The sequence below is a fragment of the Pseudomonas fulva genome (assembly GCF_023517795.1).
In the GTDB taxonomy this organism is placed as follows: domain Bacteria; phylum Pseudomonadota; class Gammaproteobacteria; order Pseudomonadales; family Pseudomonadaceae; genus Aquipseudomonas; species Aquipseudomonas fulva_D.
Map to the genome: position 1 here is coordinate 1,285,056 of NZ_CP082928.1, position 26,839 is coordinate 1,311,894.

At 66.2% G+C, this 26,839-nt stretch carries 22 protein-coding genes; 4 read left to right on the forward strand and 18 right to left on the reverse strand.

Translation table 11 applies throughout. The features are described from left to right. Positions 1-34: 34 nt before the first annotated feature. The 3 genes from mreD to mreB all read right to left on the reverse strand — a co-directional run bounded on the left by mreD (position 35) and on the right by mreB (position 2,631). Entirely contained in the window at positions 35-523 is a 489-nt protein-coding gene (mreD, locus tag K8U54_RS05865; RefSeq protein ID WP_075960547.1) for a rod shape-determining protein MreD, read from the reverse strand. Then, a complete protein-coding gene (gene mreC, locus K8U54_RS05870; RefSeq protein WP_249909270.1) occupies positions 520-1,464 on the reverse strand; it encodes a rod shape-determining protein MreC in 945 nt (314 codons plus the stop codon). Before mreC ends, mreD begins: the two co-directional genes overlap by 4 nt. A gap of 129 nt (positions 1,465-1,593) precedes the next feature. After that, positions 1,594-2,631: a rod shape-determining protein MreB gene (mreB, locus tag K8U54_RS05875; protein WP_070884352.1), complete on the reverse strand. Its 1,038-nt coding sequence runs from the start codon at positions 2,629-2,631 to the stop codon at positions 1,594-1,596. A 328-nt stretch (positions 2,632-2,959) separates the two neighbouring features. Here mreB and gatC point away from each other — a divergent pair, with 328 nt between their 5' ends. The 4 genes from gatC to K8U54_RS05895 all read left to right on the forward strand — a co-directional run bounded on the left by gatC (position 2,960) and on the right by K8U54_RS05895 (position 6,615). Further along, positions 2,960-3,247: an Asp-tRNA(Asn)/Glu-tRNA(Gln) amidotransferase subunit GatC gene (gene gatC, locus K8U54_RS05880; protein ID WP_249909271.1), complete on the forward strand. Its 288-nt coding sequence runs from the start codon at positions 2,960-2,962 to the stop codon at positions 3,245-3,247. Between the two features lie 15 nt (positions 3,248-3,262). After that, positions 3,263-4,714, forward strand: coding sequence for an Asp-tRNA(Asn)/Glu-tRNA(Gln) amidotransferase subunit GatA (gene gatA / locus K8U54_RS05885; RefSeq protein WP_249909272.1), 1,452 nt, complete (start codon positions 3,263-3,265; stop codon positions 4,712-4,714). 14 nt (positions 4,715-4,728) lie between these two features. After that, the gene (gene gatB / locus K8U54_RS05890; protein ID WP_249909273.1) at positions 4,729-6,177 is read left to right on the forward strand and encodes an Asp-tRNA(Asn)/Glu-tRNA(Gln) amidotransferase subunit GatB; all 1,449 of its coding nucleotides are present in this window, start codon (positions 4,729-4,731) and stop codon (positions 6,175-6,177) included. A 63-nt stretch (positions 6,178-6,240) separates the two neighbouring features. Then, the gene (locus K8U54_RS05895) at positions 6,241-6,615 is read left to right on the forward strand and encodes a septal ring lytic transglycosylase RlpA family protein (RefSeq protein WP_249909274.1); all 375 of its coding nucleotides are present in this window, start codon (positions 6,241-6,243) and stop codon (positions 6,613-6,615) included. Between the two features lie 538 nt (positions 6,616-7,153). On the opposite strand, the gene K8U54_RS05900 is transcribed toward K8U54_RS05895, so the two are convergent. The 15 genes from K8U54_RS05900 to K8U54_RS05970 all read right to left on the reverse strand — a co-directional run bounded on the left by K8U54_RS05900 (position 7,154) and on the right by K8U54_RS05970 (position 26,528). After that, positions 7,154-8,014, reverse strand: a complete 861-nt coding sequence (locus K8U54_RS05900) for a LysR family transcriptional regulator (RefSeq protein WP_249909275.1) — start codon at positions 8,012-8,014, stop codon at positions 7,154-7,156. An 89-nt stretch (positions 8,015-8,103) separates the two neighbouring features. After that, complete coding sequence (locus K8U54_RS05905; protein ID WP_249909276.1) at positions 8,104-9,234, reverse strand: HPP family protein; 1,131 nt, start codon at positions 9,232-9,234, stop codon at positions 8,104-8,106. A 330-nt stretch (positions 9,235-9,564) separates the two neighbouring features. Next, positions 9,565-10,365, reverse strand: coding sequence for a YfaP family protein (locus K8U54_RS05910; RefSeq protein WP_249909277.1), 801 nt, complete (start codon positions 10,363-10,365; stop codon positions 9,565-9,567). A 4-nt stretch (positions 10,366-10,369) separates the two neighbouring features. Further along, complete coding sequence (locus tag K8U54_RS05915; RefSeq protein WP_249909278.1) at positions 10,370-12,025, reverse strand: DUF2300 domain-containing protein; 1,656 nt, start codon at positions 12,023-12,025, stop codon at positions 10,370-10,372. Then, positions 12,018-16,547: an alpha-2-macroglobulin family protein gene (locus K8U54_RS05920; protein ID WP_249909279.1), complete on the reverse strand. Its 4,530-nt coding sequence runs from the start codon at positions 16,545-16,547 to the stop codon at positions 12,018-12,020. The genes K8U54_RS05915 and K8U54_RS05920 overlap by 8 nt, the downstream gene beginning before the upstream one ends. Then, positions 16,544-17,182, reverse strand: coding sequence for a DUF1175 domain-containing protein (locus K8U54_RS05925; protein WP_434060016.1), 639 nt, complete (start codon positions 17,180-17,182; stop codon positions 16,544-16,546). The genes K8U54_RS05920 and K8U54_RS05925 overlap by 4 nt, the downstream gene beginning before the upstream one ends. A gap of 8 nt (positions 17,183-17,190) precedes the next feature. Further along, positions 17,191-18,834 carry a DUF2138 domain-containing protein gene (locus tag K8U54_RS05930; protein WP_249909281.1) on the reverse strand — a complete coding sequence of 548 codons (1,644 nt, stop codon included), beginning with the start codon at positions 18,832-18,834 and terminating at the stop codon, positions 17,191-17,193. A gap of 15 nt (positions 18,835-18,849) precedes the next feature. Then, on the reverse strand, positions 18,850-19,617 hold the full coding sequence (locus K8U54_RS05935) for a YfaP family protein (RefSeq protein WP_249910405.1): 768 nt from the start codon (positions 19,615-19,617) through the stop codon (positions 18,850-18,852). A 362-nt stretch (positions 19,618-19,979) separates the two neighbouring features. After that, positions 19,980-20,795, reverse strand: a complete 816-nt coding sequence (phnE, locus tag K8U54_RS05940; protein WP_249909282.1) for a phosphonate ABC transporter, permease protein PhnE — start codon at positions 20,793-20,795, stop codon at positions 19,980-19,982. A 12-nt stretch (positions 20,796-20,807) separates the two neighbouring features. Next, positions 20,808-21,638 (reverse strand): phosphonate ABC transporter, permease protein PhnE, encoded by an 831-nt coding sequence (gene phnE, locus K8U54_RS05945; protein WP_249909283.1) that lies wholly within the window; start codon positions 21,636-21,638, stop codon positions 20,808-20,810. Next, positions 21,638-22,480: a phosphonate ABC transporter ATP-binding protein gene (phnC, locus tag K8U54_RS05950; RefSeq protein WP_249909284.1), complete on the reverse strand. Its 843-nt coding sequence runs from the start codon at positions 22,478-22,480 to the stop codon at positions 21,638-21,640. Before phnC ends, phnE (K8U54_RS05945) begins: the two co-directional genes overlap by 1 nt. A 25-nt stretch (positions 22,481-22,505) precedes the next feature. After that, the gene (gene phnD / locus K8U54_RS05955) at positions 22,506-23,462 is read right to left on the reverse strand and encodes a phosphate/phosphite/phosphonate ABC transporter substrate-binding protein (RefSeq protein ID WP_249909285.1); all 957 of its coding nucleotides are present in this window, start codon (positions 23,460-23,462) and stop codon (positions 22,506-22,508) included. 113 nt (positions 23,463-23,575) lie between these two features. Continuing rightward, on the reverse strand, positions 23,576-24,517 hold the full coding sequence (locus tag K8U54_RS05960) for an AEC family transporter (RefSeq protein ID WP_075933009.1): 942 nt from the start codon (positions 24,515-24,517) through the stop codon (positions 23,576-23,578). 118 nt (positions 24,518-24,635) lie between these two features. Then, positions 24,636-25,196, reverse strand: coding sequence for a response regulator transcription factor (locus K8U54_RS05965; RefSeq protein ID WP_070884366.1), 561 nt, complete (start codon positions 25,194-25,196; stop codon positions 24,636-24,638). Between the two features lie 72 nt (positions 25,197-25,268). Further along, positions 25,269-26,528 (reverse strand): ATP-binding protein, encoded by a 1,260-nt coding sequence (locus tag K8U54_RS05970; protein WP_249909286.1) that lies wholly within the window; start codon positions 26,526-26,528, stop codon positions 25,269-25,271. Between the last annotated feature and the right edge of the window lie 311 nt (positions 26,529-26,839).

The following is a 26,839-nucleotide window of genomic DNA, read 5'->3' on the forward strand; positions in this document are numbered from 1 at the left end:
GCACAGGTCTCGCAATCAGGCGCCGCAGCGCGGTTCAGTTGACTCGCATGCGCCGGTGCACGGCGCGCAGCAGGGTGCACACCCAGGGCCAGAGCAGCGCACTGACCAGGGCCGGCAGCACGAAGGCCAGGGTCGGCGGGCGGTTGCCGGTCAGGGCGTTGAGCCACAACTGCACCAGCTGCGCCACGCCGAACACCACCAGCAGCACCATGCTCTGCTGCCACATGGGAAACATGCGCAGGCGTTGGTGCAGGCTCAGCACCAGGAAGGTGATCAGGGTGAGGATCAGCGCGTTCTGGCCCAGCAGCGTGCCGTTGAGCACATCCGCCAGCAGGCCGATGCAGAAGGCGCTGGTCATGCCGATGCGGTGCGGCACGGCCAGCACCCAGTAGGTGAGAAACAGCGCCAGCCACAGCGGCCGGCCGATCTCCATGAAACGCGGCAGCGTCGACACGCTGAGCAGCAGCGCCAGCACCAGGCTGGCCCAGATCACCCAGAGGTTGCTGGAACGGGTGGCGATCATTGGCGGGCCTCCTCAGCGCTGGCAGGTTCGGCAGGTGCAGCCTCCGGTGCCGGCGCGTCGACTGGTGGCGCATCCTCGACCGGCGCCTCGGCATCGGGATGCTCGAGGGCACGGCGATCGACCTCCTCCTGGGCCTCGGCCGACTCGGCGGCGCGCTGCTCCGGTGTGCGCGGGTCGGTGAACACCAGCAGCATGTAGCGGGTCCGGTTGAGGTTGGCGGTCGGCACGGCACGGACGATGGCGAACGGCTGGCCGGAGTCGTGCACCACTTCGGTCACCGTGGCCACCGGATAGCCGGCCGGGAAACGCTGGCCAAGGCCGGAGCTGACCAGCAGGTCGCCTTCCTTGATGTCGGCGGTATCGGCCACATGGCGTAGTTCGAGACGCTCGGGGTTGCCGGTGCCGGTGGCGATGGCGCGCAGGCCGTTGCGGTTGACCTGCACGGGAATGCTGTGGGTGGTGTCGGTGAGCAGCAGCACGCGGGAGGTGTAGGGCATCACCTCGACCACCTGGCCCATCAGGCCGCGGGCATCGAGCACCGGCTGGCCGAGCACCACGCCGTCCTTCTCGCCCTTGTCGATCAGGATGCGGTGGGTGAAGGGGTTGGGGTCGATGCCGATCAGCTCGGTGGCCAGCACCTCGTCGTCGACCAGGGCCGAGGAGTTGAGCAGCTCGCGCAGGCGCACGTTCTGTTCGGTCAGCGCGGCGAGCTTCTGCAGGCGGCGCTGCATCATCAGCTGTTCGGCCTTGAGCTTCTCGTTCTCGGCGGCCAGCTCGTTGCGCGAGCTGAGCTCCTGGGTAGCACTTTCCCACAGGGTGACCGGCAGGCGCCCCAGCCAGTAGACGGGCTCGACGATCAGGCCGAGCTGGCTACGCACCGAATGCAGAACGGTAAGGCGGGCGTCGACGACCATCAGGGCAGCCGACAGCACGGCGAACACCAGCAGGTGTACACCGAGCGAAGGACCTTTGGCGAATAGCGGCTTTATGGCGATTACCTCGTAGCCTGCCCGGAAGCTGCATGCGGCGCGATGGTAGCTTCCGAGCTGCTGCAGCGTGAGGCGTGCGGCTTATTCGGTGGACAGCAGATCCATGGTGTGGCGATCCATCATTTCCAGTGCCTTGCCACCGCCACGGGCGACGCAGGTCAGCGGATCCTCGGCGACGATCACCGGCAGGCCGGTTTCCTGGCTCAGCAGCTTGTCGAGGTCACGCAGCAGCGCGCCACCACCGGTCAGCACCAGGCCGCGCTCGGCGATGTCCGAAGCCAGCTCCGGCGGCGACTGCTCCAGGGCGCTCTTGACCGCCTGGACGATGGTCGCCAGGGATTCCTGCAGCGCCTCGAGCACTTCGTTGGAGTTGAGGGTGAAGCTGCGCGGTACGCCTTCGGCCAGGTTACGGCCACGTACGTCGACTTCACGGATCTCGCCGCCCGGGTAGGCGGTGCCGATTTCCTGCTTGATGCGCTCGGCGGTGGACTCGCCGATCAGCGAGCCGTAGTTGCGGCGCACGTAGGTGATGATGGCTTCGTCGAAACGGTCGCCACCGACCCGGACGGATTCGGCATAAACCACGCCGTTCAGGGAGATCAGCGCGATTTCCGTGGTACCGCCACCGATATCGACGACCATCGAGCCACGGGCTTCCTCGACCGGCAGGCCGGCACCGATGGCAGCGGCCATCGGCTCTTCGATCAGGAACACTTCGCGGGCGCCAGCACCCAGGGCGGATTCACGGATGGCGCGGCGCTCGACCTGGGTCGACTTGCACGGCACGCAGATCAGCACGCGCGGCGAAGGCTGCAGGAAGCTGTTTTCGTGAACCTTGTTGATGAAGTATTGCAGCATCTTTTCGCAGACGCTGAAGTCGGCGATCACGCCGTCCTTCATCGGGCGGATGGCGGCGATGTTGCCCGGCGTACGGCCGAGCATGCGCTTGGCGTCGGTGCCGACGGCCACAACACTTTTCTGGTTGCCATGGGTACGAATGGCGACGACCGACGGCTCGTTCAGGACGATGCCGCGCTCGCGTACATAAATAAGGGTATTGGCAGTGCCCAGGTCAATCGACAGATCGCTGGAAAACATGCCACGCAGTTTTTTGAACATGGGATAGGGACCCTAGGCAACGCGTGGTAAAGATCGGCGCAAGAAAACACGCAGGTAAAAAAGTGCGGCAAACTCTAACAACGGCAGGGATTTTGAGCAAGGCACCAATATGTTAGATTGCCTGTTTTTCCGCGGCCTTGAGGCATCTTTCACGCCGGTGGCGACAGCACTGAAAAGCTGTCATGCGCTACCGGTAACCGCCCCAAGCCGCACGTCGCCGCCTTAGACCGCCAGCCAAACGCATCCGTTCCCTTGCCACCCGCGCACGGGTACCTGCGATACGCACGCTGGCGACCGCCTGGCGGCCAGCTTTTAAAGGGAGAACCCGATGGCGCTTGAACGCTCCGAGGTGGAAAAGATCGCACACCTGGCCCGCCTGGGCCTGGGTGACAGTGAACTGCCACAGACCACCGCAACCCTCAACAGCATTCTGGGCCTGATCGACAACATGCAGGCGGTCGACACCACCGGCATCGAGCCCCTGGCCCATCCGCTGGAAACCACCCAGCGCCTGCGCGCCGACACCGTTACCGAAACGAACCAGCGCGACGCCTACCAGGCCATCGCCCCGGCCGTGGAAAGCGGCCTGTACCTGGTTCCCAAAGTCATCGAGTAAGGAAAGCCTTCCGCCATGCATGAATTGACCCTGGCCGAGATCGCCCGCGCACTCGCCGACAAGCAGTTCTCCTCTGCCGAGCTGACCGGGAGCCTGCTGAGCCGCATCGAGCAGCTCGACCCGCAGCTCAACAGCTTCATCACCGTGACCGCCGAGCAGGCCCTCGAGCAGGCCAAGGCCGCCGACGCGCGCCGCGCCGCCGGTGAAAACGGCCCGCTGCTCGGCGCGCCGATCGCCCACAAGGACCTGTTCTGCACCAGGGGCGTGCTGACCAGCTGCGGCTCGAAGATCCTCACCGGTTTCAAGGCGCCCTACGACGCCACCGTGGTCGAGAAACTCGCCAACGCCGGTACCGTCAGCCTCGGCAAGCTGAACATGGACGAGTTCGCCATGGGCTCGGCCAACGAATCCAGCCACTACGGCCCGGTCAAGAACCCCTGGGACACCAGCCGCGTGCCCGGCGGCTCGTCGGGCGGTTCGGCTGCTGCGGTGGCCGCACGTCTGCTGCCGGCCGCTACCGGCACCGATACCGGCGGCTCGATCCGCCAGCCGGCCGCGCTGACCAACCTCACCGGCATCAAGCCCACCTACGGCCGGGTGTCGCGCTGGGGCATGATCGCCTACGCCTCCAGCCTCGACCAGGGTGGCCCGCTGGCCCGCTCCGCCGAAGACTGCGCCCTGCTGCTCGGCGCCATGGCCGGTTTCGACCCGAAAGATTCGACCAGCGTCGACCAGCCGGTCGATGATTACCTGGCCGCCCTCGCCCAGCCGCTGGCCGGCCTGCGCATCGGTCTGCCCAAGGAATACTTCGGTGCCGGCCTGGACGCGCGCATCGGCGAGAAAGTCATGGCCGTGGTCGAGGCGCTGAAAAAACTCGGCGCCACCGTCAAGGACATCAGCCTGCCGAACCTGCAGCACGCCATCCCGGCCTACTACGTGATCGCCCCGGCGGAAGCCAGCTCCAACCTGTCGCGCTTCGACGGCGTGCGCTTCGGCTACCGTTGCGAGAACCCGAAAGACCTGCAGGACCTGTACAAGCGCTCCCGGGGCGAAGGCTTCGGCGCCGAAGTGAAGCGGCGCATCATGGTCGGCACCTATGCGCTGTCCGCCGGTTACTACGACGCTTACTACATCAAGGCCCAGCAGATCCGCCGACTGATCAAGAACGACTTCGTCGCCGCCTTCAAGGACGTCGACGTGATCCTCGGCCCGACCACGCCGAACCTGGCCTGGAAGCTCGGCGAGAAGAACGCCGACCCGGTTTCCGCCTACCTGGAAGACATCTACACAATCACCGCCAACCTGGCCGGCATTCCCGGCCTGTCGATGCCAGCCGGCTTCGTCGATGGCCTGCCGGTGGGCGTGCAGTTGCTTGGCAACTACTTCCAGGAAGGTCGTCTGCTCAACGTCGCGCACCAGTACCAACAGGTCAGCGACTGGCACAAACACGCACCGAGCGGCTTCTGAGGAAGGATCAAGACATGCAGTGGGAAACCGTCATCGGGCTGGAGATTCACGCTCAGCTCAGCACCCAATCGAAGATCTTCTCGGCCAGCGCCACCACCTTTGGCGCCGAGCCCAACACCCAGGCCAGCCTGGTCGACCTCGGTATGCCCGGCACCCTGCCGGTGCTCAACGCCGAGGCGGTGCGCATGGCCTGCCAGTTCGGCCTGGCCATCGATGCCGAGATCGCCGAGCGTAACGTCTTCGCGCGCAAGAACTACTTCTACCCGGACCTGCCAAAGGGCTACCAGACCAGCCAGATGGATCACCCCATCGTCGGCAAGGGCTTCCTCGACATCACCCTGGAAGACGGCACCGTCAAGCGCATCGGCATCACCCGCGCGCACCTCGAAGAAGACGCCGGCAAAAGCCTGCACGAAGACTTCCAGGGCATGAGCGGCATCGACCTGAACCGCGCCGGCACGCCGCTGCTGGAAATCGTCTCCGAGCCGGACATCCGTTCGGCCAAGGAAGCGGTGGCCTACGTGAAAGCCATCCACGCACTGGTGCGCTACCTGGGCATCTGCGACGGCAACATGGCCGAAGGTTCGTTGCGTTGCGACTGCAACGTGTCGGTACGCCCGAAGGGCCAGGCCGAATTCGGCACCCGCGCCGAGATCAAGAACGTCAACTCGTTCCGCTTCATCGAGAAAGCCATCAACCATGAAGTGCAGCGCCAGATCGAGCTGATCGAGGACGGCGGCAAGGTGGTGCAGGAAACCCGCCTGTACGATCCCAACAAGGATCAGACCCGCTCCATGCGCAGCAAGGAAGAAGCCAACGACTACCGTTACTTCCCCTGCCCGGACCTGCTGCCGGTGGTAATCGAGCGCAGCTTCCTCGATGACCTGCGCGCCAAGCTGCCCGAACTGCCGCCGCAGAAGCGCGAGCGTTTCGAAAGCCAGTACGCACTATCGACCTACGACGCCAGCGTGCTCAGCGCCAGCCGTGAACTGGCCGACTACTTCGAAGCGGTCGAGAAAACCTGTGGCGACGCCAAGCTGGCGGCCAACTGGGTGATGGGCGAGCTGTCCAGCCTGCTCAACAAGGAAGGCCTGGAGATCGAGCAGTCGCCGGTGTCCGCCGAGCAACTGGGCGGCATGATCCTGCGCATCAAGGACAACACCATCAGCGGCAAGATCGCCAAGATGGTCTTCGAGGCCCTGGCTGCCGGTGAAGGCGCCACCGCCGATGAAGTGATCGAGAAGAAGGGCCTCAAGCAGGTCACCGATTCCGGTGCCATCGAGGCGATGCTCGACGAAGTGCTGGCCGCCAACGCCGAGCAGGTCGAACAGTACCGCGCCAGCGACGAAGCCAAGCGTGGCAAGATGTTCGGCTTCTTCGTCGGCCAGGCCATGAAAGCCTCCAAGGGCAAGGCCAACCCGGGGCAAGTGAACGAACTGCTGAAGAAAAAGCTCGAAGGCTGAGCCTATGAAAACGCCGGGGTTGCCCGGCGTTTTCGCATCTGAAGTTCGGGATGGAGAAAAGCAATGCGTCGATTATCGGTACCGCTGGCGATGTTCAGCCTGCTGCTTGCCGGCTGTAGCAGCTTTGGCGGTGGCGTCCCCGGCGATTACCGCGCCGAGGGCAAGGCCTCCTATTACGGCAAGGCCCACCACGGCAACCGTACCGCCAGCGGCGAGCGCTTCGACCAGAACGCACTGACCGCCGCCCATCGCACCCTGCCCTTCGGCACGATGGTGAAGGTCACCAACCTCGACAACGACCGCAGCGTGGTGGTGCGCATCAACGACCGCGGCCCGTTCGCCCGCGGGCGGATCATCGACGTGTCGCGCAAGGCGGCCGAGGCGCTGGACATGATCCGCTCGGGCGTGGCGCCAGTACGTGTGGAAAGCCTGAAGTAACGGCAACGGCTCAAGCGCGCCACCCTGGCGCCGTTTTGCATTGACCGTATTGCCAAGCTTTTCGCCCCGGGGCGGGGCTCCCACAGTGATCGCGAGCAGTCCACCGCCTGTGTAGGAGCGTCGCCCTCGGCGCGAATTCGATTGTGGCCTTGCTGCAAAACCGGCGTCGTACACACGATTCGCCCCAGGGCGGGGCTCCTACAGTGATCGCGAGCAACCCAAAGACCGCGTAGGAGCGTCGCCCCCGGCGCGAACCCGATTGCGGCATTACTGCAAAACCGGCGTCGTACACACGATTCGCCGCGGGTCGCGGCTCCCACGGTGATCGCAAGCAACCCAACGCCCGTGTAGGAGCGCCGACCCGGCGCGAACTCGATTGTGGCCTTGCTGCAAAACCGGCGTCGTACACACGATTCGCCGCGGGTCGCGGGCCCAACAATGATCGCGAGCAACCCAGCGACCGTGTGGGAGCGCCGACCCGGCGCGAATGGTCGTGGCCTCGACGCGACCTGCACGTCGGCCTACGGCGACGCTTTCCTTACAACGCCGGATCCCAGCGCTGCGACCAGTCGGTGTCCTGCGCGGCGATCTCGCGCAGCAGCTCGAAGCTCTGCTGCAGGGCCGTCGAGTCCCGCTCGCGGGAGTACACCAGATAGGTCGGGTAGCTGAACTCCGGCGCCCTGGGCACCCGTTCGAGCACTTTCTTGTCGAGGTAGCTCTGCACCACCCGCGTGCGGAAATAACCGGAGCCGCCATGCTCCAGAATGTACTGCAGGGCAAGCGGCCCGAGATTGAAGGACACCGGTGCCCGCGCTTTGTCCGGCAAGGCGCGGTCATGCTGGGCGCGAAAGCTGTCGCTCCAGTCGATGAACACGTAGGGCTCCGGGTTCGCGGCCCGCACCAGGATCAGCTTTTCCTCGAGCACCTGCTCGACCTGCACGCCGGCCCAGTATGTGGGCTGGTAGACCAGCGCCGCGTCCATCACGCCCATCTCCACCTGCCGCAACAGGCTGGCGCATTCGGCCACCTGGGCGCGCACCGCGTAGCCGTCGATACCCTGGCGGATGGCGCTGACCCAACGCAGCATCAGCGGATTGCACAAGCTCACCTCGCCGCCGATATGCAGCACATTGTGATAACCGTCCGGCAACGGCAGGTCGCGCTGCGCGGCCTCCCAGGTCTGCTGGATCTGGTTGGCGTAGGTGACGAACGCCTCGCCATCGGCGGTCAGCCGCGCGCCAGCGCGATTGCGCACGAACAGCGTGCTGCCCAGGTGGTTTTCCAGCTTCTGGATGCGCGCGGTGATCGCCGTCTGGGTGACGTGCATGCGCTCGGCGGCGGCGATGAAACTGCCGCTGCGGACGATTTCCAGAAAGGTGCGGGTAAGGTCGATATCCATGGTCGCTGAGCCAGCCCGATTGGCGCTGGCGATTCCTCAAGCCTGATCTGGCGCCCAGTGTACGGGCGCGCGGCGGATCATTCGATGCTTCAGTCGAGGTGCCTGAGCAGATCGCGGTGCAGCGCGGCGACCAGGTCGGTCTGGGTAATCATCCCGGCCAACCGGCCCTCATCGAGCACCGGCAGGCAATGCAGCCCGTCGTCGGAGAGCAACGCAATAAGGTCGACGACATGGGTATCGACATCCACCGTGCGCACCGGCGCGGTCATCAGCTCGCCGAGCACCTGTTTCTTCTGCAGGCCGAGGATCGCCCGCAGGTTGAACGCATTGGCCCGCGTGGCGCTGACCAGATCGACCAGACTGACGATGCCGACCAGTCTGCCGGCGTCGAGAATCGGCAGCGCCTTGAGGCCGTGATGGGTGAGCAGGTACAGGCCCTTGGCGACCGCCGTTTGCGGCGTGGCGTGGATCAGGTCGCGGGACATCATCTGCCCGGCACGGATCTCGCCCATGCTGCGGCGCAGCGCGTGCTTCTCGGTGCTGCGCACGATCAGCTCGAGGTCTTCGCGGGTGATATCGACGAAGGAACCCAGTTCGTCGAGCGCATAGTCCAGGTCATCGGCACTGATGCCGGCGCGCTCGCTCGGCAGCGGATCGCGGGTGTGATGCACCGCAGGCGTGCCGGGGTGCGGGCGCGGATACGGCACGCGGGTCAGGTTGTTGTAGAGCAGCGCGCAGGCCAAGAGGCCGACGCCGGCGGTCATCGCCGCCAGCGCCGGCTGCCAGAACGGCTCGCCCGGCAACGGCGTGGCGAACACCATGCAGAAGGCGATGGCCCCGCCCGGCGGATGCAAGCAGCGCAGCGGGCACATCAACAGCAGGCTCAGGCCCAGGGCCAGCGCCGCACCGAGCAAGCTGTGATCGATGAAATGGCTGATCGTCAATGCTACGGCACTGGCGCACAGGTAGCTGCCGAGAATCGACCAGGGCTGGGCCAGAGCTCCCGAGGACACGGCGAACAGCAGCACGGCCGAGGCCGCCAGGGGGCCGGAGAAATGCACCGCCATGTGCAAACCGAACAGTTGGCTGCATACCCAGGCGCTGAACAGGAACCCGGCGGCGGCACCAAAGGCGGCGCGGCTCCACTCACGAGGACGGGTGTGCAGGGCATCAGGCAGAAAGGCGGAGAGCCATTGGGGGAAATGCGCGTGGGACTTCATCGCTACCGTCGAAAAGATCGAGCCTCTCAAATGAGAGGCCCGCTGGGTACCGCTGGAAGCGGCTGGCAGGAGCATCCGTCCCTGGATGATGTACTCGTCTGTTTGCAACCTTGCCCGCCCCGGCAGAGAAACCGTGGCGAGCAATGGAGCAGAGTGTGACGAAGGGTTTAAGCGCGATCAAACGAATAATAATGAAGGATAGATAAGCTTTTTTTGATACTAAACGGCATGCATCACGCCTGTAGCCCGGGTTGAGCGCAGTGATACCCGGGGAACCGAATCCAGGTATCGCTGCGCTCAACCGCAGGCTACGTATGATCGGCTGTACCGTTACGGATAGCTGAAGCTCTTCACCAGGGTCAGCTCGCCCGGCGTGCGCATCGGCACCAGAAAGCTCTCCTGCTTCTCGTTGACCGTGCCCTCTTCGGTAATCAGGGTGATCTGCCCGGTGGTGAGGATCTGCCCAGCCTCGCTCGCGCCCTCTTCGTCATAGCTGTAACCGCCGCCGTAGTAGTTCACGTAGACCAGGTACCGGCCCTTGAGCGGTGTGGGCGAGGCGATCATTTCCGGGCCGTAGCCGGTGGTCACGTCGACATCCAGGGCGGCGCCGTTGGCCAGCGAACGATTGCCGTACCACACGTGCTCGCCATCGGGCGTGACCAGGTGCAGATCCAGGTCGGTGTTGTCGCTGTCCCACGACAGCACCACGCGCAGGCGCGCCGGGGTTTCGCCGCTGCCGTTGTTGTAGAACTGCACGCGGCGACGCTGGCTGCCATCCGGGCTGCGCACCTCGACGTTGTTGCTGCCGGCCGGGAACACGAATGGTCGGTCGAAGCCGCCGTCCTCGCCGATCTTCAGCGGCATGCTGGTGCCGTTGACCACCAGGCGACCCGGCGCCTTGCTCTCGTCCTTGCCGAGCTGGCTGATCGCGCCCTTGATGCGCGCGGTGTCGGCCTGGTTGGCGGCGCTGTTCACCGAAGAGGCTGGGTAATTGACCTCCTGCATGAACTGCGCGCCGTCGCCACCGCCAACGCGCCAGCCGCTACGCGGGGTGTCGAGTTTCACCTCGGCCAGCGCGCAGAGCGGCAGCAATGTCAGGCAAAGGGCGATACGAGGGGTGATCAGGGCCATGATGTCATTCCAGTAACAGGGTGCGGGCGAGGCCTTCGACGTAGGCCTCGTCCTGTCCATTGGGGTGGGCGACGAACGCCAGGTGCAGGTATTCGTGGGTCAGGTCGAGGCGGTCCTGCAGGGAGAAGAAGCCGCGCACGAAAATGCGCTGCCGCTCACGATCCACATAGGGCCGCCCGGAAGCCAGTTGGCAAACGGTGAACTGCTGAATTTCTTCATACCCCGGCTCCATGTCCAGACGCGGGCGCCAGTCGCGGCGCTGCTTGCGCAGCCACTGCTCGGCAGCGACCAGCGGCTGGCAGGCGGCCACGGGCTTGTCCCAGCGGCTCAGGGTGGCACGCGGGAAGGCGCGAGCAAGGATGGCGTCGTAACGCAGGCCGCTGTTCGCCTGCTCGACCGCCTGGCTCCAGGCCAGACGATCAGGCCCCGGCTGGGTGCTGTGATAGGTCACCGGCGAGCCGGCCAGCACCAGGTCGGCCGTCCACGCGGCGATATCCCTGGCGCCCTGGCTGGCCGGGCGCGGCGCCACGCGCTGGCTGGCGCTGCTGTCGTCGATGCGCAGGCATTCGCCACGGCGACCGGCGCTCTGCAACAGGTAGGTGCGCGCAGCGATGGCCAGTGCTTTGGCGGCCTCGGCGGGCTGCGCCGAGGCTTCGCGGTCCAGCACCCGGGCCACGTAGTCTTCGCGCTGCAGATGGGCAGTGAGCTGCTGGCCCTCGCTCGTACGTTCGAGAAACAGCTCGCCTTGGCTTTCGATGGGCAGACGGTTGCCATTGACGAACTCGACCTCAAAGCGCCCGTTGAGCACGCCCGCCTCCACGGCCGCGTCACTGCCCTCGCGCCGGAGCTGACGCAGCGGGTAGCGGGCGAACAGGCGCACCTCGACGCAACTGCCGGCCTCGCTTGGCCAAGCCGCTGGCAGCACCTGGCCGAGCGCCTCGGCATGGTGCTTGAGCACCATGCTGCTGGTGCCCGAGCCGCCAGCCCAGACGGGCGTGCCATTGGCCAGCCAGCCGGCGAAACCACCCTGGCGCGCCTGGGCATCGCTATCGGCCAGCCAGCTCCAGGTCTTCACCCGCAGGCGGCTGCCCAGGGCGCTGACGGTCGAGCCGTCGCCGGCCAGCACCACGTCCAGCAGCACCTTGCGGGCATCGGCCTGGGCCGGCAATTGCCCGAGTTGCGTGAGCAACTGTTGAACCGAGACGCGGGTGGCCGGCGCCAGGTGCTGGCGCTCGCCGATCCAGCTCGGCGCTTTGCGGGCCTGCCAGTAACGCGACCAGTCGCCTTGGTCCAGCTGCAGGTTCTGCTGCTCGAAATACAGGCCGCAGGATTTGACCAGCGCCTGCTCCCGGTCGATGCGCTCGCCGGGGTTGCAGCAGTAAACCTCTTCCTTGTCCTGCCCGCGGCACTGATAGCCGTTGTCCGGCTGTTTGGTGTCGACCAGATAGGCGTAGACGAACAGCTTCCACAGGCTGCCCAACGGCGCCTGAAGAGTATCGGGCAGCGGTTCGCGGCTGATCAGCCGTTGCCCGTCGAGGCGCAACAGTTCGCTGCCGCCAGCCGTTTGCCAGGCCAGCGACAGCGGCGCCTCGCCAGCAACTGCCGAACCGCCGAGGGCGGCCAGCAGGACTAGCGAAACGAGCAGGCCGTACTTACTCAACGTTTACCTTCTGCAGGGCTGGCTCCGTTTCCAAAGCCTGCTGGCCCGGCGCATAGAGGCGTACATAGCGAGCCGGCGGCAACACGAACTGGCCCTTCTGCGAGAAGCGCACCAGGTGACGCAGCACCAGCTCACCCTGCAGGGCGTCCACCGGCACCGCATAGCCGAGCTCGCCCGGTTCGTTGCGGGCCTTTTCCAGCGCCGCGGCTTCGTCGCCACCCAGGCCACTGACCTGGATGCCCCAGGTGGTGCGCTCCACATCAGCGCCCGGCGGCAGCGGCACTTCCAGCATGCCGTAGCGCAGGACCTGCTCGCCTTCGCTGCTCAGGGTCACTTCGTCCAGGTACAGGTCGGCACTGGAGATCTCGTCCTTGCCGACTTCCTCGGCGCGGAATTCGAAGGCCTTGTCGCCCGGGACCAGGCGCAACAGGCGGCGCTTGAGGGTAACCGGCACATTGCTCGGCGCGGCCTGGGCGCTCTGGTAGTCCAGACGCACGTCGTTCGGCTGATCCAGATCGCCAGCGACCAGCAGTGCCTTGGGCGGTTGCGCGCCGTTCCACTGCCAGTAGTTCTCGCCGCTGGTGCCTTCCACCGCCTGCCAGTCGCCTTCCAGTGCCAGCGTTGGCTGGGCACTGCGCAAGTCCAGCGACGGCTGCAGCCAGGTCAACGCCAGGGCGCGTTCAAGGCCGGCCTGGGCCGGCGCCAGTTCGCCAAGCAGGCGCTGGGCGCGCTGGCGATCCGGGCCATCGAGGTACAGGGCGACGGCGGCCACGAAGGGCGACTGGCTTTCGGCCAGGCGGCGACGGGCGCCTTCGAGCTGCCCTTGCAGGGCCTCGGCCACCGGCACGTTGTTGTGCTGCGCCAGGCGCACGCCCAGCTCGCGGGCAATCGCCAGGCCCAGGGCCGAATCCGGTGCGGCCATCACCAGGCTGTCGCCCTCGCCGAGTACCACTTCCTCGCCTTCGCCTGCGGCGGCCAGGTCATACACCAGGCCTTCGAGCAGGGTTTTCACCGGCAGGCCCATGTCACGGGCGAACGCCAGGATCAGCGCACGCTGCAGCAGCGGCGTTTCCGGGGCGCGCTTGGCATACAGCTCCAGCACGCGCTGCCAGTGCTCCGGCGGCAGCTGAATGGCCAGGGCGCGGCTGGCGTGCCAGTCGGCGTAATAGGCATAGGTGGTCAGGAAGGCGTCGCCATCGGCATCGCCGCCCCACCAGGTGAAGGTCGCCTCCGGCCCGGCCATCTGCACCAGGCGCAGGCGGCTGTTCTGCATGATCAGGCGCAGGCGATCCTTGATCCGCGGCTCGCCGGCGGCCAGCGCCGGGTAGGCCAGGCTCAGCGGCAGCAGGCGGCTGGCGGTCTGCTCGACGCAGCCGTAGGGGTAGTCGAGCAGGTCGTCCAGCGCAGCGTTGAACAGCCCGGCGCCGCTGTCGGCCACGCGCAGTTGCACCTGGCTGGCATCGGCCGGCAGTTGCAGCGGCGTGCTGCCCGGGAATACCGACAGCTGCTCGCTGCGCACCTGCTGCCAGCCGGGCGCCACGGTGCTCAGCTTGACGGCCAGGGCGTCGGCGACCTTGTCGGCCTGGCGCAGCTCGGCGCTGAAATCGCCAGCGGCGATCACCGCGTCCTCGACCGGCAGGTAGTTGATGCCCTTGGCCAGCGTCACCTCGCGGCGCTGCTCTTGCTCGCCATGACGGATCAGCAATTCGGCCTTGGCGCCCTCCTCGCCCTGATTGAAGGCGAACAGGCCCAGCGCCGGCTTGTCGCCGACACGGAAGCGGCTCGGGCCGCTCCACTTCAGGTACAGCGGTTTTTCCGAACGCACGAACTGGCGCTTCTGGCCGACTTCGCCCTCGGCGCTCACCGCCCGGGCGGTGATGCGCCAGCGGGTCAGCGAATCCGGCATGCGGAAGCTGAAGCTCGCCTTGCCATTGGCATCGGTGACCAGGTCCGGCTGCCAGGAGGCGGTGTCGACTTCCTCGCGGCGCGGCCGCTCCAGCACCTTGACGCCGCGCTCGCTGCGGTTGGCACGGCCCGGTGCACTGGGCATGCCCGGCAGGGCCAGGTCGTAGCTGATGAACGACAGGCTGGCACTGGTGCGCACGTTGTTGCGGCGCGGGTGGTAGAAGAACTGGTCGATGCCCGGGGCGATTTCCGGCTGCAGGGCGTAGATCATCTCGTCCACCACGCTGACCGTCAGGCGCGTCGGCACCGGCTTGCCGTCGAACAGGGTGCTCAGCTCGACGGTGACCAGGTCACCCGGCTGCACCACGTCCTTGTCAGCCTTGATGGCGATGTCGATCTGCGGCGTGGCGACCTTGATGCCGGCGTTCTGGAAGCTGTAGTCACCGCCGCGGGTGTACAGCGCCGAGAAGGTGATGTTCGGCGAGAAGGTCTTGCCGACCGGAATGCGCGCACGGTACTGGGTGTCGGACAGGCGCTCGAGCTTGAGCCAGTCGCCGCCCTTGGAAAGCAGTGCGGTGGCTTCGACCTTGTCACGCTCCAGGGTCAGCAGTGCATCGCTGACCGGCTCGGGAAAGGTGATCAGCGCCAGGGCTTCGTCGCCGGCCTGGTACTCGGCCTTGTCGAGGACGATCTCGATGGTGCCGGCTACCGATTTGACGCCTTCGCCGCTGACCGAATGGCCGGTGGCACCGAGAATCAAACCGCTGCTGTCCTTGAGGGTGATGCTGTAGGTGCCGGGGCGTTCGAAATTCAGCTCGAAGCCTTTGGCATCCGCGGCCAGCTCGCCGTTGCCGGTGCTCTGGTCTTCCAGGCGCACCCACTCGTAACGGGCCGGTTTGCGCTCACTGGTGCCTTCGCTCTGATAGGTGAAGTTCACCGCCTGGCCGGCCGCGCTGAAGCGCTGTGGCGCGCTCAGGCGGTAGCGGGCGGCGCCGCGCTCGATGAGGATTTCCTTGCTGGTCTTGACCCGGTAGGCGGCGCCATCGCTGGCGAACACGCTGAGCAGGTAGCGGCTCGGCTTGTCGGCCGCCGGCAGGTCCAGCGCCGCGCGGCCCTGGCTGTCGGTGCTGACTTCGCTGCTGGCCAGCTCGACCGGGAACTGGCCGAGGTACTGCAGTTCGTTGTCGACCATCGACAGCTGCTGGGCACGCAGGCTCAGCTGCACCTTGGCGTTGGCCACCGGCTTGCCGTCCGGGTAGAGCAGCACCAGGGCACCCTTGACCGGCTCGCCGGTACGGAAGTCCGGCTTGTCCAGGTCCAGCGACACTTCGAAATGCGGCTTGATGTACTCGGCGACGCGGAAGGCGCTGCTGTAGAGCCCGTCGCGGTAGGCGAAGCGCAGCTCGTAGCCACCGGCCACGGCATTGTCCGGCAGCTGGAAGCGACCCTGGCCGCCACGGGCGCTGTCGAAGTCGAGCTTCTGGGTCTGCAATACGGTGCCGTTGGCGTCCAGCACGCTGAGGCTGATCGGCGCGGTGCCGGCCGCTACGGATTCGCGGGCGTTCTTGAACTCACGGCCGACGATCTTCACCTCCACCCAGTCGCCGGGGCGGTACAGGGGGCGGTCGGTAAAGGCGTACAGCTTGGTGTCGTAGATTTCGCTGTCGTAATAGAAGTTCTCGGAGACGAACACGCCGCCCTCGGCGTCCTCGCCGATCACGTAGGAGCGCTCCGGGCTGGCGTGACCCAGGCGCAGCAGGCCCTGGGCGTCGGTGTTGCCGCTGGTCATCACGCCCAGGCCATCGCTCCACAACAGCTTGGCGTCGGCCACCGGCGTGCCCTGGTGCTTGTCGGCGGTCCATACCAGCAGCTCGCCACCGGCGATCTTGCTGACCGCCACGGTATTGGAGACGAACACCACGGTGGTCGCGCGGTACTTGCCGATGATTGCCTCGGCCAGGTACAGGCCAGGCTTGAGCTTGCCCAGCGGCACGTAGACGTTACCCGAGGCGACGCTGACGAAGTTGCTCGACGAGCCGGACAGGTCGACGCCGGCCGGCGGCTCGATGGGCTTGGCTTCCCACAGCGGGTAGCGGAACTCGGCGACCAGCGGCAGGCCCTTCATCGGCGCGAACTGCACCTGCGGGGTGTACTCGGTGGGCGCGGCGATGGCGCTGCCCATCTTCAGCTCCGGCGCCTCCTCGGTGACCTGCTTGCGCGACTCGTAGGAGAAGGCGCGCTGCATCACCCGGCGGGATTTGCGGTACCAGTTGTCCCACAGGTACGCCAGGGTGTTGGACAGCCCCTCGCCCTTGAACTGGCCCTCGGCGACCACCCGGTGCAGGTTCTTCTGGCGCTTGAGGAACTCCAGCGGCTGGTCGATGCGGTACAGGCGCATGTCCACGCCGCCGTAGCCTTCCATACGATAGCGGCGGTAGTCGCGGCCCGGCGCCTCGAGGCGCACGGTGGCCACTTCATCGGCGGCGAAGCTCGAGTCGGCGAGCAGGAAGAACGACTCGCCGGCCAGCGGCGTGTAGCCACTGGCCGGCACTTCGTCTTCGGCCTGCACGGCCAGGGGCACGAGCGCCAGCAGCGCGACGGCGAGCAGACGGTTCATCGCGCGAGGAAATTGAGCCGATAGATGCCGATAAAGTTGGGGTTGGCGTCGTCGGGTATCCATCGGGTGTCCTTCCATGTCATGAGTTGTTGCAGGCTGACGGCACGCATGCCGTTATCCGTGGGAGTGGTGGTGCCGGTGTGGTAAACGATGTCGCGGCCCATCCAGATCATCAGGTGCTGGTCATCGCCCTGGTCGAAGAACATCAGGTCGCCGGGGCGCGCCTGGTTCAGGTCGCGGCCGACCAACTGGCTGTTGAACTGGATCATCTTGATCGCGTTGACGTAGGGCCCGCGCTTGCCGCCGCCCTGCTCCCAGCTCTGCGCCAGTTGGCGCTGGGCGTCGCTGAGCTGCAGCTCCGGCGGCAGGTAGCGGTTGGACAGGCCATTGGCGCGCAGCCACTTGGCGTCGTGCACCTTGAGCGCCTCGTTGGCGGCGAAGCGCACCAGGCCCACGCAATCCTGCTGATACCAGCGCGGGCTCGGCCCCTGGCGCAACTGCTCCTGGGCGATACGCACGAACCAGGCGCGAAAGACCTGCGACTGCTCGGGATCGAGGCCGGGCGCCGGCTCGGCGTGGGCGCACAGGCTCAACGCGAGCAGCGCCGCAGTCAGCAGCACGCGCCAGGCCGGCATGGCAGTGATCAAAGCGCGCGCCATTCCAGGGGCACCCACTTCCAGTCATCATCGGCTTCGGTGTCTTTCGGCAGCGTCAGCGCGAACTGGCCGTAACCGCCCAGAGCCCGCAGCTTGGGCAGCAGATGGGTGTCGGCGGCGTTGCGGAATACCGGCTCGTAGTTGGCCGGCAGGCTGTCCAGGGTTTCCTGTTCGAGCAGACGCGACAGGCCTTCGGGCGCCAGGTAACCGGGCACCAGGCCGTCGGCGGGCAGCACTTCGGCCAGCGGCGGGTAGCGCCTGTTGAGGGTGTCCAGGGCCTTGATCACCAGTGTGTCATCCAGCGAAAACAGCAGGGTCTGGCCCTGGCGCGCCAGGCTGACGTTGAAGAATGCGCGGGACGCCACGGCGTCCGGGGTGTTGCTGTCCTCGGCCGGGTACTGGCCGAAGTTGGAGCCCACCTGGCGGTGCCAGATATGGCCATCGGCGATGCTCTGGCTTTCTACCGGGAAACGACCATTTTCCACTTTGGGCTCGAAGGCGCCGATCATGCCGTCGAACAGCCCGCCGATGGCCTGATCCAGCTCCGGCGTGGCGGCTTCGTCGAGGTGGGCGACCAGCAGCGGCGAATGCAGCCGCGAGTCGGCGTACCAGCACAGGCCGGCAACGTTGCCCAGGCGCTTGCGCAGGTCTTCGCTGGCTTGCTCGCTGGCGCCGACCTTGGCCAGCAGTTTCTCGGCACTGCCCGGCGCAACGGGCACGGCGACGCAGGCGCTGGCGCCCATGGGCATGGCTTGCCAGATCGGCGTGAAGTCCATGGCCGGTTGATCGTCGACTTCGTTGAGCGCCAGGAAGCTGCTCCAGCCGCCCTCGCCTTTCTCGAAACGCACGCCGGCAAAGGCCGGGAAGAAGCGCTGGTAACCGAGGGCGACGTATTCGCCGCTCAGGGAAATACGCTGCTGCTCGGTTTCGCGGGCCTTGAGGCCGAAGCGCTTGGCGAAGGGGTTATCGCCATCGAGCAGTGCCTCGACGGATTCGGTGGCGTCGCGGCCGAGCTTGTCGTCCTCGCCGAACAGCATGCCGGGCGAGGACAGCACCAGCAGTTTGTCGCCATGGCTGGCCAACAGCAGGGCGCGATCACCCAGGTAATTGAGGCGGTACAGCGGCACGCTGCTGCCATCGACGCGCAGCTCGCCGGCCTGGCTGAGCTGGGTGTCGTCCAGCGCCACGTGGGCCAGGGGCTCGAGCACCTTGGCCAGGCCGCCGCGCTGCATGACCATCACGAAGTGCTTGAGCTTGCCGTCGGCGCCCTTCCACAGCGCCACGTCGGCGGGCTGGTCGAGCAACTCGTCGAGCAGGTTGTCGCGCAGTTTCAGGTCACGCTCGTAGATGATCCGCCGCAGGCTGCCGACCAGCCCCAAGCGGTCGGCATTGTGTTCGTAATAGAACACGAAGTCTTCGGTGAGGGTGTCGCGCAGCAACGGCACGGCCAAGAGGTCCTTGGGCAGGCGGCTGAGCGAGGCGCTTTCGATCAGCGCGTCGGGGTGCTTGAGGTCCAGGCCCAGGGCGCTGCGCTCACCGAGTTCGCGTGAGTCCTGACCGCAGGCGGCCAGCAGGCCGGCCGTCAGCAGCAGGGCGACGTGGCGCAGGTGGGCAGTGGTATTCCGGTTCATCCGAGCCTCGGGATATCAGTAATTGAAGGATTTGACGAACAGCAGCTCACCGATGGCGCGCAGCGGCACCACGAAGGTCTCGCGCTTCTCGTTGACGGTGTTCTCGTTGAAGATCAGGTTGATCTGCGCAGTGATGATCTCGTTCCCGTTGCTGCCGGCCTCGAAGTTGTAGCCCTCGCTGCCCAGATTGCCCCAGTAGTTCACGTAGACCAGGTAAATGCCCTGCAGCGGCGCGGTCATGGTGAACATTTCCGGGCCGGGGCCGTCGACGCTGTCGACATCCAGGCCGCCGCCATTGGTGAGTACCGGGTGGCTCCAGAACGCGTGCTGGCCATCCGGGGTGACCACGTGCAGGTCGAGTTCGGCCTTGGGGTCGTCCCAGCCGAGCACCATGCGGATACGCGCCGGCGTGCGCAGGTTGTTGGCTTCGAAGAACTGCACGCGCTTGAGCGATGAGCCCTCGCCGGCCACCAGCTCCACGCTGTTGGAGCCGGCGCCAACGGCGTAGGGCCGGGCGAAGCTGCCCTGCTCGTCGGTGTACAGCGGCAGCGGGTTGCCATTGACCACCAGCCGATGGGGCGCACGCACCCCGCCGATGTTCTGCAGGGTGCCTTCGATCAGGCTGCGCCCGCGCTGGGCGCCGCGGTCGATGGGCGGCGTCGGGTAGGCCACACGGGCATCGCTATCGCCGTCGTTGAGGCCGTAATAGCGCCAGCCGCCGCTGGGTGCCTGCAGGGAAACGGACGGTTCGCCGCCGCGAGGACCGGCCCAGCTCGATGGCATCGTCAGGGCAGCGCAAAGCAGCAGCACGCAGCGCGCCAGCCAGCGGCTGGCGGGAGCGAACCGAATCGCTCGGCGCTGCGAAAGAAAGCGAACCACCGCACTGCACTCCTTGTGCTGGCTCAGGGATCCTGGCGCCCGCACTTCACACTGTTGGCTCTGGAAAGGGTTTGGTCTTGGCTGTGGCGCCAGCAGCCTTTGCGGGCGCCGCCGTCACATCAAGTTACATGCTGGGCGGGAATGCTAGCGACTTGCCTTGAGGCTGACAATCGTGGCACTTGCGAATCGGCACTGGATCACAATGAAGAGGTGCAGAATCACACCAGACCGCGTGCGGGCCAGGCCTGGGGCCAGCAGTACTCGGATCAGGAAAGCCGCTGGCGCAGCGTGGCCGAGGCCCATTCGGAAAAGATCACGGTGGCGAAGATCAGCACAAAGATCACGCTGACCCGATCCCAGGCGAGGTTGTTGATCGCCGCATCGAGCTGCAGGCCGATGCCACCGGCGCCGACCAGCCCCAGCACGGTGGCCTCGCGGATGTTGATATCCCAGCGATACAACGAGGTGCCGACGAACGCCGGCATGATCTGCGGCACCACGCCGAACTGCAGCACCTGCAGGCGCCCTGCCCCGGTGGCACCGATGGCCTCGACCGGCGAAGGGCTGATCTCCTCGATCGCCTCGTAGAGCAGCTTGCCGACGAAGCCGACCGAGCGCAGCGCAATGGCGATGATGCCGGCCAGGACACCTGGGCCAAGCATCGCCACCAGCAGCATCGCCCAGATCAACGAGTTGATCGAACGCGACGAGACGATGATCAGCAGCGCGGCGCTTCTGATCAGCGGCGATGGCGTGGTGTTGCGTGCCGCCAGAAACGCCAGGGGGAACGCCAGCATCACCCCGAGGGCAGTGCCCAGGGTGGCGATGTTGAGCGTATCCCACAGCGGCCTGAGCAACTCGGGCGTGTAGTCCCACTGGGGCGGCACCATGCGTGCCAGCAGCGAGGCACCCTGGCTTCCGGCGTCGGCCACGAACTCCCACAGGGTGTTCTCGGAGATGAACCGTGCGCACCAGACGAACAGCAAGGCGCCGGCGAACCAGGCAAGCCAGTGCGCCCACTGCTGGGCGGTGGTGCGGCGGCGCCATTGCGGCTCGGCCGTCTCGGCATGGATGATCGGCATGGGGATAACGCCCTACTGAAGCCAGCGACGTACGTAGCCGGAGAGATACTCGGCGGCCAGCACGATGGCAATGATGATCAGCAGCACGGCGGCGGCCGTGCTGTATTCGTAGCGATCCATGGCCGTGCCGAGCGTCGCGCCAATGCCGCCCGCGCCGACGATGCCGATGACCGCCGACTCGCGGAAGTTGATATCCAGGCGGTACAGCGACAGCCCGATCAGCCGCGGCAGGATCTGCGGCTGTACCGCATGGTTGAGTACCTGCAACCAGCTGCCGCCGGTGGCGCGAATGGCCTCCAGCGGTCGCGCATCGATGTCCTCGATCGCCTCGGCCAGCAACTTGGCGATGAAGCCGATGGTCGCGAAGGTCAGCGTGGCGACGCCGGCCAGGGGGCCGAAGCCGAACATCACCACGAACAGGATGGCGATGATCACCTCCTGGAAGGTCCGCGACACCATGATGATCCAGCGGCAGAGCAGGTAGATCGGTAGCGGCGACAAATTGCGCGCGGCGCCCAGACCCACGGGAATCGACAGGGCGATGCCCAGCACGGTGGCGACCAGGGTCATGCTCAGGCTTTCCAGCAGGCCTTCGAGGATATCGCCACCACGGCTGGTGAAATCCGGCTGCAGGAAACCGCCGGCGAAGGCCAGGCCGCGCGACCAGCCTTCGGCGATGCGATTCCAGTCCAGGTTGATGCTCGAACCGGCCAGCAGCAGATAGAGCAGCAGGCCGCCGACCACCAGGCAGCGCTGCCCCCTTCCCGACAACAGCGCGGGCGGTCGCCAGTCGCCGGCCTGTGCTCTGGCCAGGCGCTCGGCCAGGTTCACCTGCCCGGCCATCAGGTGGCCACCCGTGGCCAGCCGGAGCGCGGCGCGTGCGCTGCGGGCGGCGCATCGGGGTCGTCATCCTGCGCCGCTTCGGCGGCCTGGGCGTCCCAGTCTTCCTCGCCGTAGATACGCGTCAGGGTCGCGGCATCCAGCGCATCGGGCGGGCCATCGAAGACCACCCGGCCGGCGTGCAGGCCGACGATGCGGTCGGAGAAGCGCCGCGCCAGCTCGACATCGTGGATATTGATGATCGCGGTCAGGCCGCGCTCTTCGCACAGCTCGCGAATCAGCCGCATGATCTGCCGGGAGGTTTTCGGGTCGAGGCTCGCCGTGGGCTCGTCGATCAGCATCAGCTCGGGATTCTGCAGCAGCGCGCGGGCGATGCCGACCCGCTGGCGCTGACCACCGGACAGCGCATCGGCGCGCTTGTCGATGGCATGGGCCAGGCCGACGCGCTCGAGCAGGCGAAACGCTTCCTGCACATCGGCCCGCGGGTAACGGCGCCATACGCTGCGCCAGAAGCCGACGTAGCCCAGCCGCCCGGACAACACGTTCTCCATCACCGTCAGGCGGTCGACCAGGGCGTGGTCCTGGAAGATCATGCCCATGCGCCGCCGCGCCTTGCGCAAGGCGCCGCCACGCAGCCCGGTCAGGGCCAGGCCACCGAGCAGCACCTCGCCCTCGCTGGGTTCCACCAGGCGGTTGATGCAGCGAATCAGCGTGCTCTTGCCGGCGCCGGACGGGCCGATCAGCGCCATCACCTGGCTTTTCGGCAGCGCCAGGCGAATGTCGGCCAGGGCCTGGTCGCCGGTGGCGTAGCGCTTGCCCAGCCCTCTTATCTCGAGCAGGTTCATGGCTGTGCTCCTTCGGCCGCGGGGATCACTTGTCGCACGCGTAGCTCACGTCCATGGCCTGGTCGATCTTGCGCACCACTTCCCAGTGCTCCTGGTAGGTGATGGGGATGAACTGCGCCTGGCCGGAGTTCTTGAATTCGGCCTGCAGCGCGGTGCCTTCCCAGTCGAAGGTCTCGAAGCCCTTGCGCACCTTGTCGGCCAGCTCCGGTTTGAGGTTGTAGACATAGCCATAACCGGTGGTGGGGAAGGTTTGCGAGGTGTACAGCACCTTGTACTGGTCGGCCTTGACCACGCCGCGCGCTTCCATCTGCGAGAGCACCGAGTTGGCGATGGCGGCGGCGTCGTAGTCGCGGTTCACCACGCCCATGATCGAGTTGTCGTGCTTGCCGGAAAACGCGGTCTTGAAGTCCTTGTCGGCTTCCAGGTTGAACTCGGACTTGAGCAGTGCCGAAGGCGCCTTGAACCCGGAGTTGGAGGTGGGCGAGGTGAAGGCGAGCGTGCGCCCCTTCAGGCCGGGCACATCATTGATACCGCTGACGGCATGGGTGATGATCTCCATCTGGTAGCCGAAACCGCCGTTCTCGTCGGCCATCATGGTGAAGGGCACGAAGCCGGCGCAGTTGACCGCCAGCGGCACGGAGCCCGTATTGAAACCGGCGATGTGCAAGCGGCCGGCGCGCATGGCTTCGAGCTGGGCGGCGTTGGACTGCACCGGGAAGAACCTGACCTTCTTGCCGGTCACCGTCTCCATGTGCTGCAGGAACTCGTCCCACACCTTGGCATAGACGGCCGGGTCTTCGACCGGGGTGTAGGCGAAGATCAGCGTGGCCGGGTCCAGCCACTCGCCGGGCTTGGCCGGCGCATCGGCGACCATGTCGTCGTTGCCGTCGGTGTAGCGCGAGGCGAGATCCGCTGCCTGGGCGCTACCCAGCAGGGGCAGCAACAGGGTGGGGAGCAGTCGGCAGAAAGGGGCGCGTGGCATGGTCGTGTCCTCGGCGGCTGAAAAGGGATTGCAGCCACCTTAAGGAGCACCTGTGACACTTTTGCTGCAGCGGATCGCACCGTAAACCCTTGCAACGAACTGGCAATTGGCCGCTACACCCAGCCGGCCCACTGCAACAGCAACAGCCCCACATTGGTGCTGACCACCGCCGCCAGGGTGGTGATGACGATGATCGCCGCGGCAAGCCGGTAATTGCCGTTGACCGCCTTGGCCATGACGAAGCTGGAGGCGGCCGTGGGGCTGACGAAGTACAGGAACAGGATCGCCAGGTCCGCGCCGCGAAAGCCGACGGCCCAGGCGCCGAGGGTGGAGAGCAGCGGCAGCCAGACCATCTTCATCAGGCTGGAGCTGATGGCCACGCCGCTGCTCTCGCGCAACGAGGCCAGCGACAGGGTGCCGCCGATGCAGATCAGCGCCAGCGGCAGGGTCATCTGCGCAAAGTATTCGGCCGACACCATGGTCCAGTGCGGCAGCGGGATCTGCCAGTAGGCGAAGGGGATGGCCGACAGCACGCCGATGATCAGCGGGTTGGTGAAGATGCTCTTGCACAGCGTCCAGGGGTCGGCCTTCATGTCTGGCGCGTAGATGGCCAGCACGATGGCCGACAGCACGTTGTAGCAGAGGATCACCACGCCGCCGAGCACCGCGCCTACCGACAGGCCGTAGTCGCCATACATGCTGGTGGCCAGCGCCAGGCCGACGATGCCATTGTTGCCGCGAAAGGCACCCTGGGTGTAGATGCCGCGGTCGACCTTGGGGCAGCGCCAGATCGCCCAGCCCCAGGCCAGGGCGAAGCTCACCAGGGTGGCGAACACGAAGTAGCCGATCAGCGCCGGCTGCAGTGCGGCGCTCAGGTCCGCCTGGACGATGCTGATGAACAGCAGCGTCGGCATGGTGCCGCGAAACACCAGGGACGAGGCGGTATCGATGAAGGGGTCGTCGATCCAGCGCAGCCGCTTGAGCAGCACGCCGAGAAACAGCATGGCGAAGACGGGCGCGGTGATCGCGAGCGTCTGCTGGAGTACAGCGAGCATGAGAGCCCCGGGAGGTGGAAGTGCCTTAGGACGCGCCGACGTGCCTGGTGCTCAGGCACGTCGATAGCCTGCTAATGATAGCAAGGCTTTGCCCTCCCGGAACGGGCGGCGGCTCCCGTTAGCGACGAACCGGGCGCTTCTGCAGCTTGCGCTGCAAGGTACGGCGGTGCATGCCCAGGGCGCGGGCGGTCGCCGAGATATTGCCCTCGTGCTCGGCCAGCACGCGCTGGATGTGCTCCCATTGCAGGCGGTCCACCGACATGGGATTTTCCGGCACCAGGGTGTCGAGGTCGGCGTGCTGGGTCAGCAGCGCGGCGAGCACGTCGTCGGCGTCGGCCGGCTTGCACAGGTAATTGCAGGCGCCACGCTTGATGGCTTCCACCGCCGTGGCGATGCTCGAATAGCCGGTGAGGATCACCACGCGCATCTCGGCATCCAGCTCCAGCAGCTTGGGCAGCAGCACCAGGCCGGAGTCGCCTTCCATTTTCAAATCGAGCACGGCGTAGTCCGGCAGGTCCTGGGTGGCCAACGCCAGGCCTTCCTCGGCGCTGGCCGCGGTGGACACGCGCAGCCCACGGCTGCTCATGGCGCGGGCCATCACGCGGGTGAAGGTGGGGTCGTCGTCGACCAGCAACAGGTGGGGCTGTTCTTCGCTTTCCAGCAGCGTTTCGTCACTCATGATTCACTCCTCAATACATGCTCGCGGCCTGCCGGCTCGGCAGTGCGCTGCATCGACAAGCCCGCGTCGGGCTCACACCCGGACGTAGGCGCGCGGCAACTTGAGCTCGGTGAGCGTGCCGCCTTCTTCATGGTTATACAGCTTCACCGTGCCGCCGGCGCGGGTCACGCTGGCCTGGCTGAGAAACAGGCCGAGGCCGAAGCCCTTGCCTTTGCCCTTGGTGGTGAAGAACGGCCGGCCCAGTTGCTCGGCGATGGCCAAGGGTACACCCGCGCCGTAGTCGCGGATGCACAGGCGCACCCATTGGTGATCCCAGTCCAGGTTGATTTCCAGGTTGTCCGGGCAGGCATCGGCCGCATTGTTGAGCAGGTTGAGCAGCGCCTGGGTGAGGTCCGCCGGCGGCATCAGTTGCGGCGACTTGCCCACGCCGAGGCATTCGTAACGATAGCTGGCTTCGGGGCGCATCAGGTGCCAGCGATTGAGGGTGGTTTCCAGCCAGCTGACCGCCGGCATCTCCACCACGGCCTGGCGACGATCGGCTTCGGCGGCGCGCACCAGGTGCTGGAGGGTTTCCTTGCACAGCTTGACCTGCTCCTGCAGCAGCGCCAGGTCTTCCTGCAACAACGGATTCTGGTGTTCGCGGCGCAGCTCCTTGATCAGCACGCTCATGGTCGCCAGCGGCGTGCCCAGCTCGTGGGCGGCACCGGCGGCCTGGGTGGCCACGGCCAGCAGCTGCTGGTCGCGCATGCCCTCCTCGCGACGTTCGGCGCGCAGCTTTTCCTGCTGGCGCAGCTCCTCGGCCATCTTGGCAACGAAGAAGGTGATCAGCCCCGCCGCCAGGGCGAAGCTCAGCCACATGCCGTAGACCAGCAGGCTCTCGCGCGGCCCCACCGGCAGTTGCAGCGGGTGCGACCAGACCAGCAACAGGGTGTAGGACGCCAGCGCCATGCCGCCGAGAATCATGGTGAACAGCCACGGCAAGGTCGCCGCGGCGATGGTCAACGGCACCAGGTAATAGGACACGAAGGGGTTGGTCGAGCCGCCCGAGTAATACAACAGCACGCTGTGGATGATCAGGTCGAAGCCCAGGTGGATGCCGTACTCGGCCTCGGTCACCGGCCAGGGCCCGCGCAGGCGCAGGGCGGTCAGCAGGCACAGCACCAGGGAGGCGCCCAGGGTGATGCTCAGTTGCAACCAGGGCAGCGGCAGCAGCTCGGATTTGTAGGCCAGGCCAACCGAACCGGCCTGCGCAGCCAGCACCAGGAAGCGGATAAGGGTCAGCCGCCAGAGGTTCTGGCGGCTGGCCGAAAGCAGTTGTACGGGGGCGAGCATCGATACTCCTCTATGGGCGGCTATAAAAACGTTGGCGAGGCAGTCAGCACAAGGCAAAAACAGGCGAAGAGGCCGAGTTTACGAGTGGTAAATGAGCATTTTGATGGGGGCGCCCAGCCTGGACTCGCATCCGAGCCTGTTTTTAACGCGGTGATGGCAACGCAGGTAGTTTTTAGAGTTGCCCTATGCTCGTTGGCGAGCCCGGCGAGTATAACCAAGGCTGCCGCCGGCCTGATGCGGCAACGCGCCGCAGTCGTACGACGATCGCCCGTCAGGTGCCGGATCAGCGCAGTCACTTGCCTATCCCCGTG

What these genes read in the sequence shown, in the direction of transcription:
- mreD (WP_075960547.1), bottom strand. Translation starts at nt 523, where the DNA reads ATGATCGCCACCCGTTCCAGCAACCTCTGGGTGATCTGGGCCAGCCTG.
- mreB (WP_070884352.1), bottom strand. Translation starts at nt 2,631, where the DNA reads ATGTTCAAAAAACTGCGTGGCATGTTTTCCAGCGATCTGTCGATTGAC.
- gatC (WP_249909271.1), top strand. Translation starts at nt 2,960, where the DNA reads ATGGCGCTTGAACGCTCCGAGGTGGAAAAGATCGCACACCTGGCCCGC.
- gatA (WP_249909272.1), top strand. Translation starts at nt 3,263, where the DNA reads ATGCATGAATTGACCCTGGCCGAGATCGCCCGCGCACTCGCCGACAAG.
- gatB (WP_249909273.1), top strand. Translation starts at nt 4,729, where the DNA reads ATGCAGTGGGAAACCGTCATCGGGCTGGAGATTCACGCTCAGCTCAGC.
- K8U54_RS05895 (WP_249909274.1), top strand. Translation starts at nt 6,241, where the DNA reads ATGCGTCGATTATCGGTACCGCTGGCGATGTTCAGCCTGCTGCTTGCC.
- K8U54_RS05900 (WP_249909275.1), bottom strand. Translation starts at nt 8,014, where the DNA reads ATGGATATCGACCTTACCCGCACCTTTCTGGAAATCGTCCGCAGCGGC.
- K8U54_RS05905 (WP_249909276.1), bottom strand. Translation starts at nt 9,234, where the DNA reads ATGAAGTCCCACGCGCATTTCCCCCAATGGCTCTCCGCCTTTCTGCCT.
- K8U54_RS05910 (WP_249909277.1), bottom strand. Translation starts at nt 10,365, where the DNA reads ATGGCCCTGATCACCCCTCGTATCGCCCTTTGCCTGACATTGCTGCCG.
- K8U54_RS05920 (WP_249909279.1), bottom strand. Translation starts at nt 16,547, where the DNA reads ATGAACCGTCTGCTCGCCGTCGCGCTGCTGGCGCTCGTGCCCCTGGCC.
- K8U54_RS05925 (WP_434060016.1), bottom strand. Translation starts at nt 17,182, where the DNA reads ATGCCGGCCTGGCGCGTGCTGCTGACTGCGGCGCTGCTCGCGTTGAGC.
- K8U54_RS05930 (WP_249909281.1), bottom strand. Translation starts at nt 18,834, where the DNA reads ATGAACCGGAATACCACTGCCCACCTGCGCCACGTCGCCCTGCTGCTG.
- K8U54_RS05935 (WP_249910405.1), bottom strand. Translation starts at nt 19,617, where the DNA reads ATGCCATCGAGCTGGGCCGGTCCTCGCGGCGGCGAACCGTCCGTTTCC.
- phnE (WP_249909282.1), bottom strand. Translation starts at nt 20,795, where the DNA reads ATGCCGATCATCCATGCCGAGACGGCCGAGCCGCAATGGCGCCGCCGC.
- phnE (WP_249909283.1), bottom strand. Translation starts at nt 21,638, where the DNA reads ATGGCCGGGCAGGTGAACCTGGCCGAGCGCCTGGCCAGAGCACAGGCC.
- phnC (WP_249909284.1), bottom strand. Translation starts at nt 22,480, where the DNA reads ATGAACCTGCTCGAGATAAGAGGGCTGGGCAAGCGCTACGCCACCGGC.
- phnD (WP_249909285.1), bottom strand. Translation starts at nt 23,462, where the DNA reads ATGCCACGCGCCCCTTTCTGCCGACTGCTCCCCACCCTGTTGCTGCCC.
- K8U54_RS05960 (WP_075933009.1), bottom strand. Translation starts at nt 24,517, where the DNA reads ATGCTCGCTGTACTCCAGCAGACGCTCGCGATCACCGCGCCCGTCTTC.
- K8U54_RS05965 (WP_070884366.1), bottom strand. Translation starts at nt 25,196, where the DNA reads ATGAGTGACGAAACGCTGCTGGAAAGCGAAGAACAGCCCCACCTGTTG.
- K8U54_RS05970 (WP_249909286.1), bottom strand. Translation starts at nt 26,528, where the DNA reads ATGCTCGCCCCCGTACAACTGCTTTCGGCCAGCCGCCAGAACCTCTGG.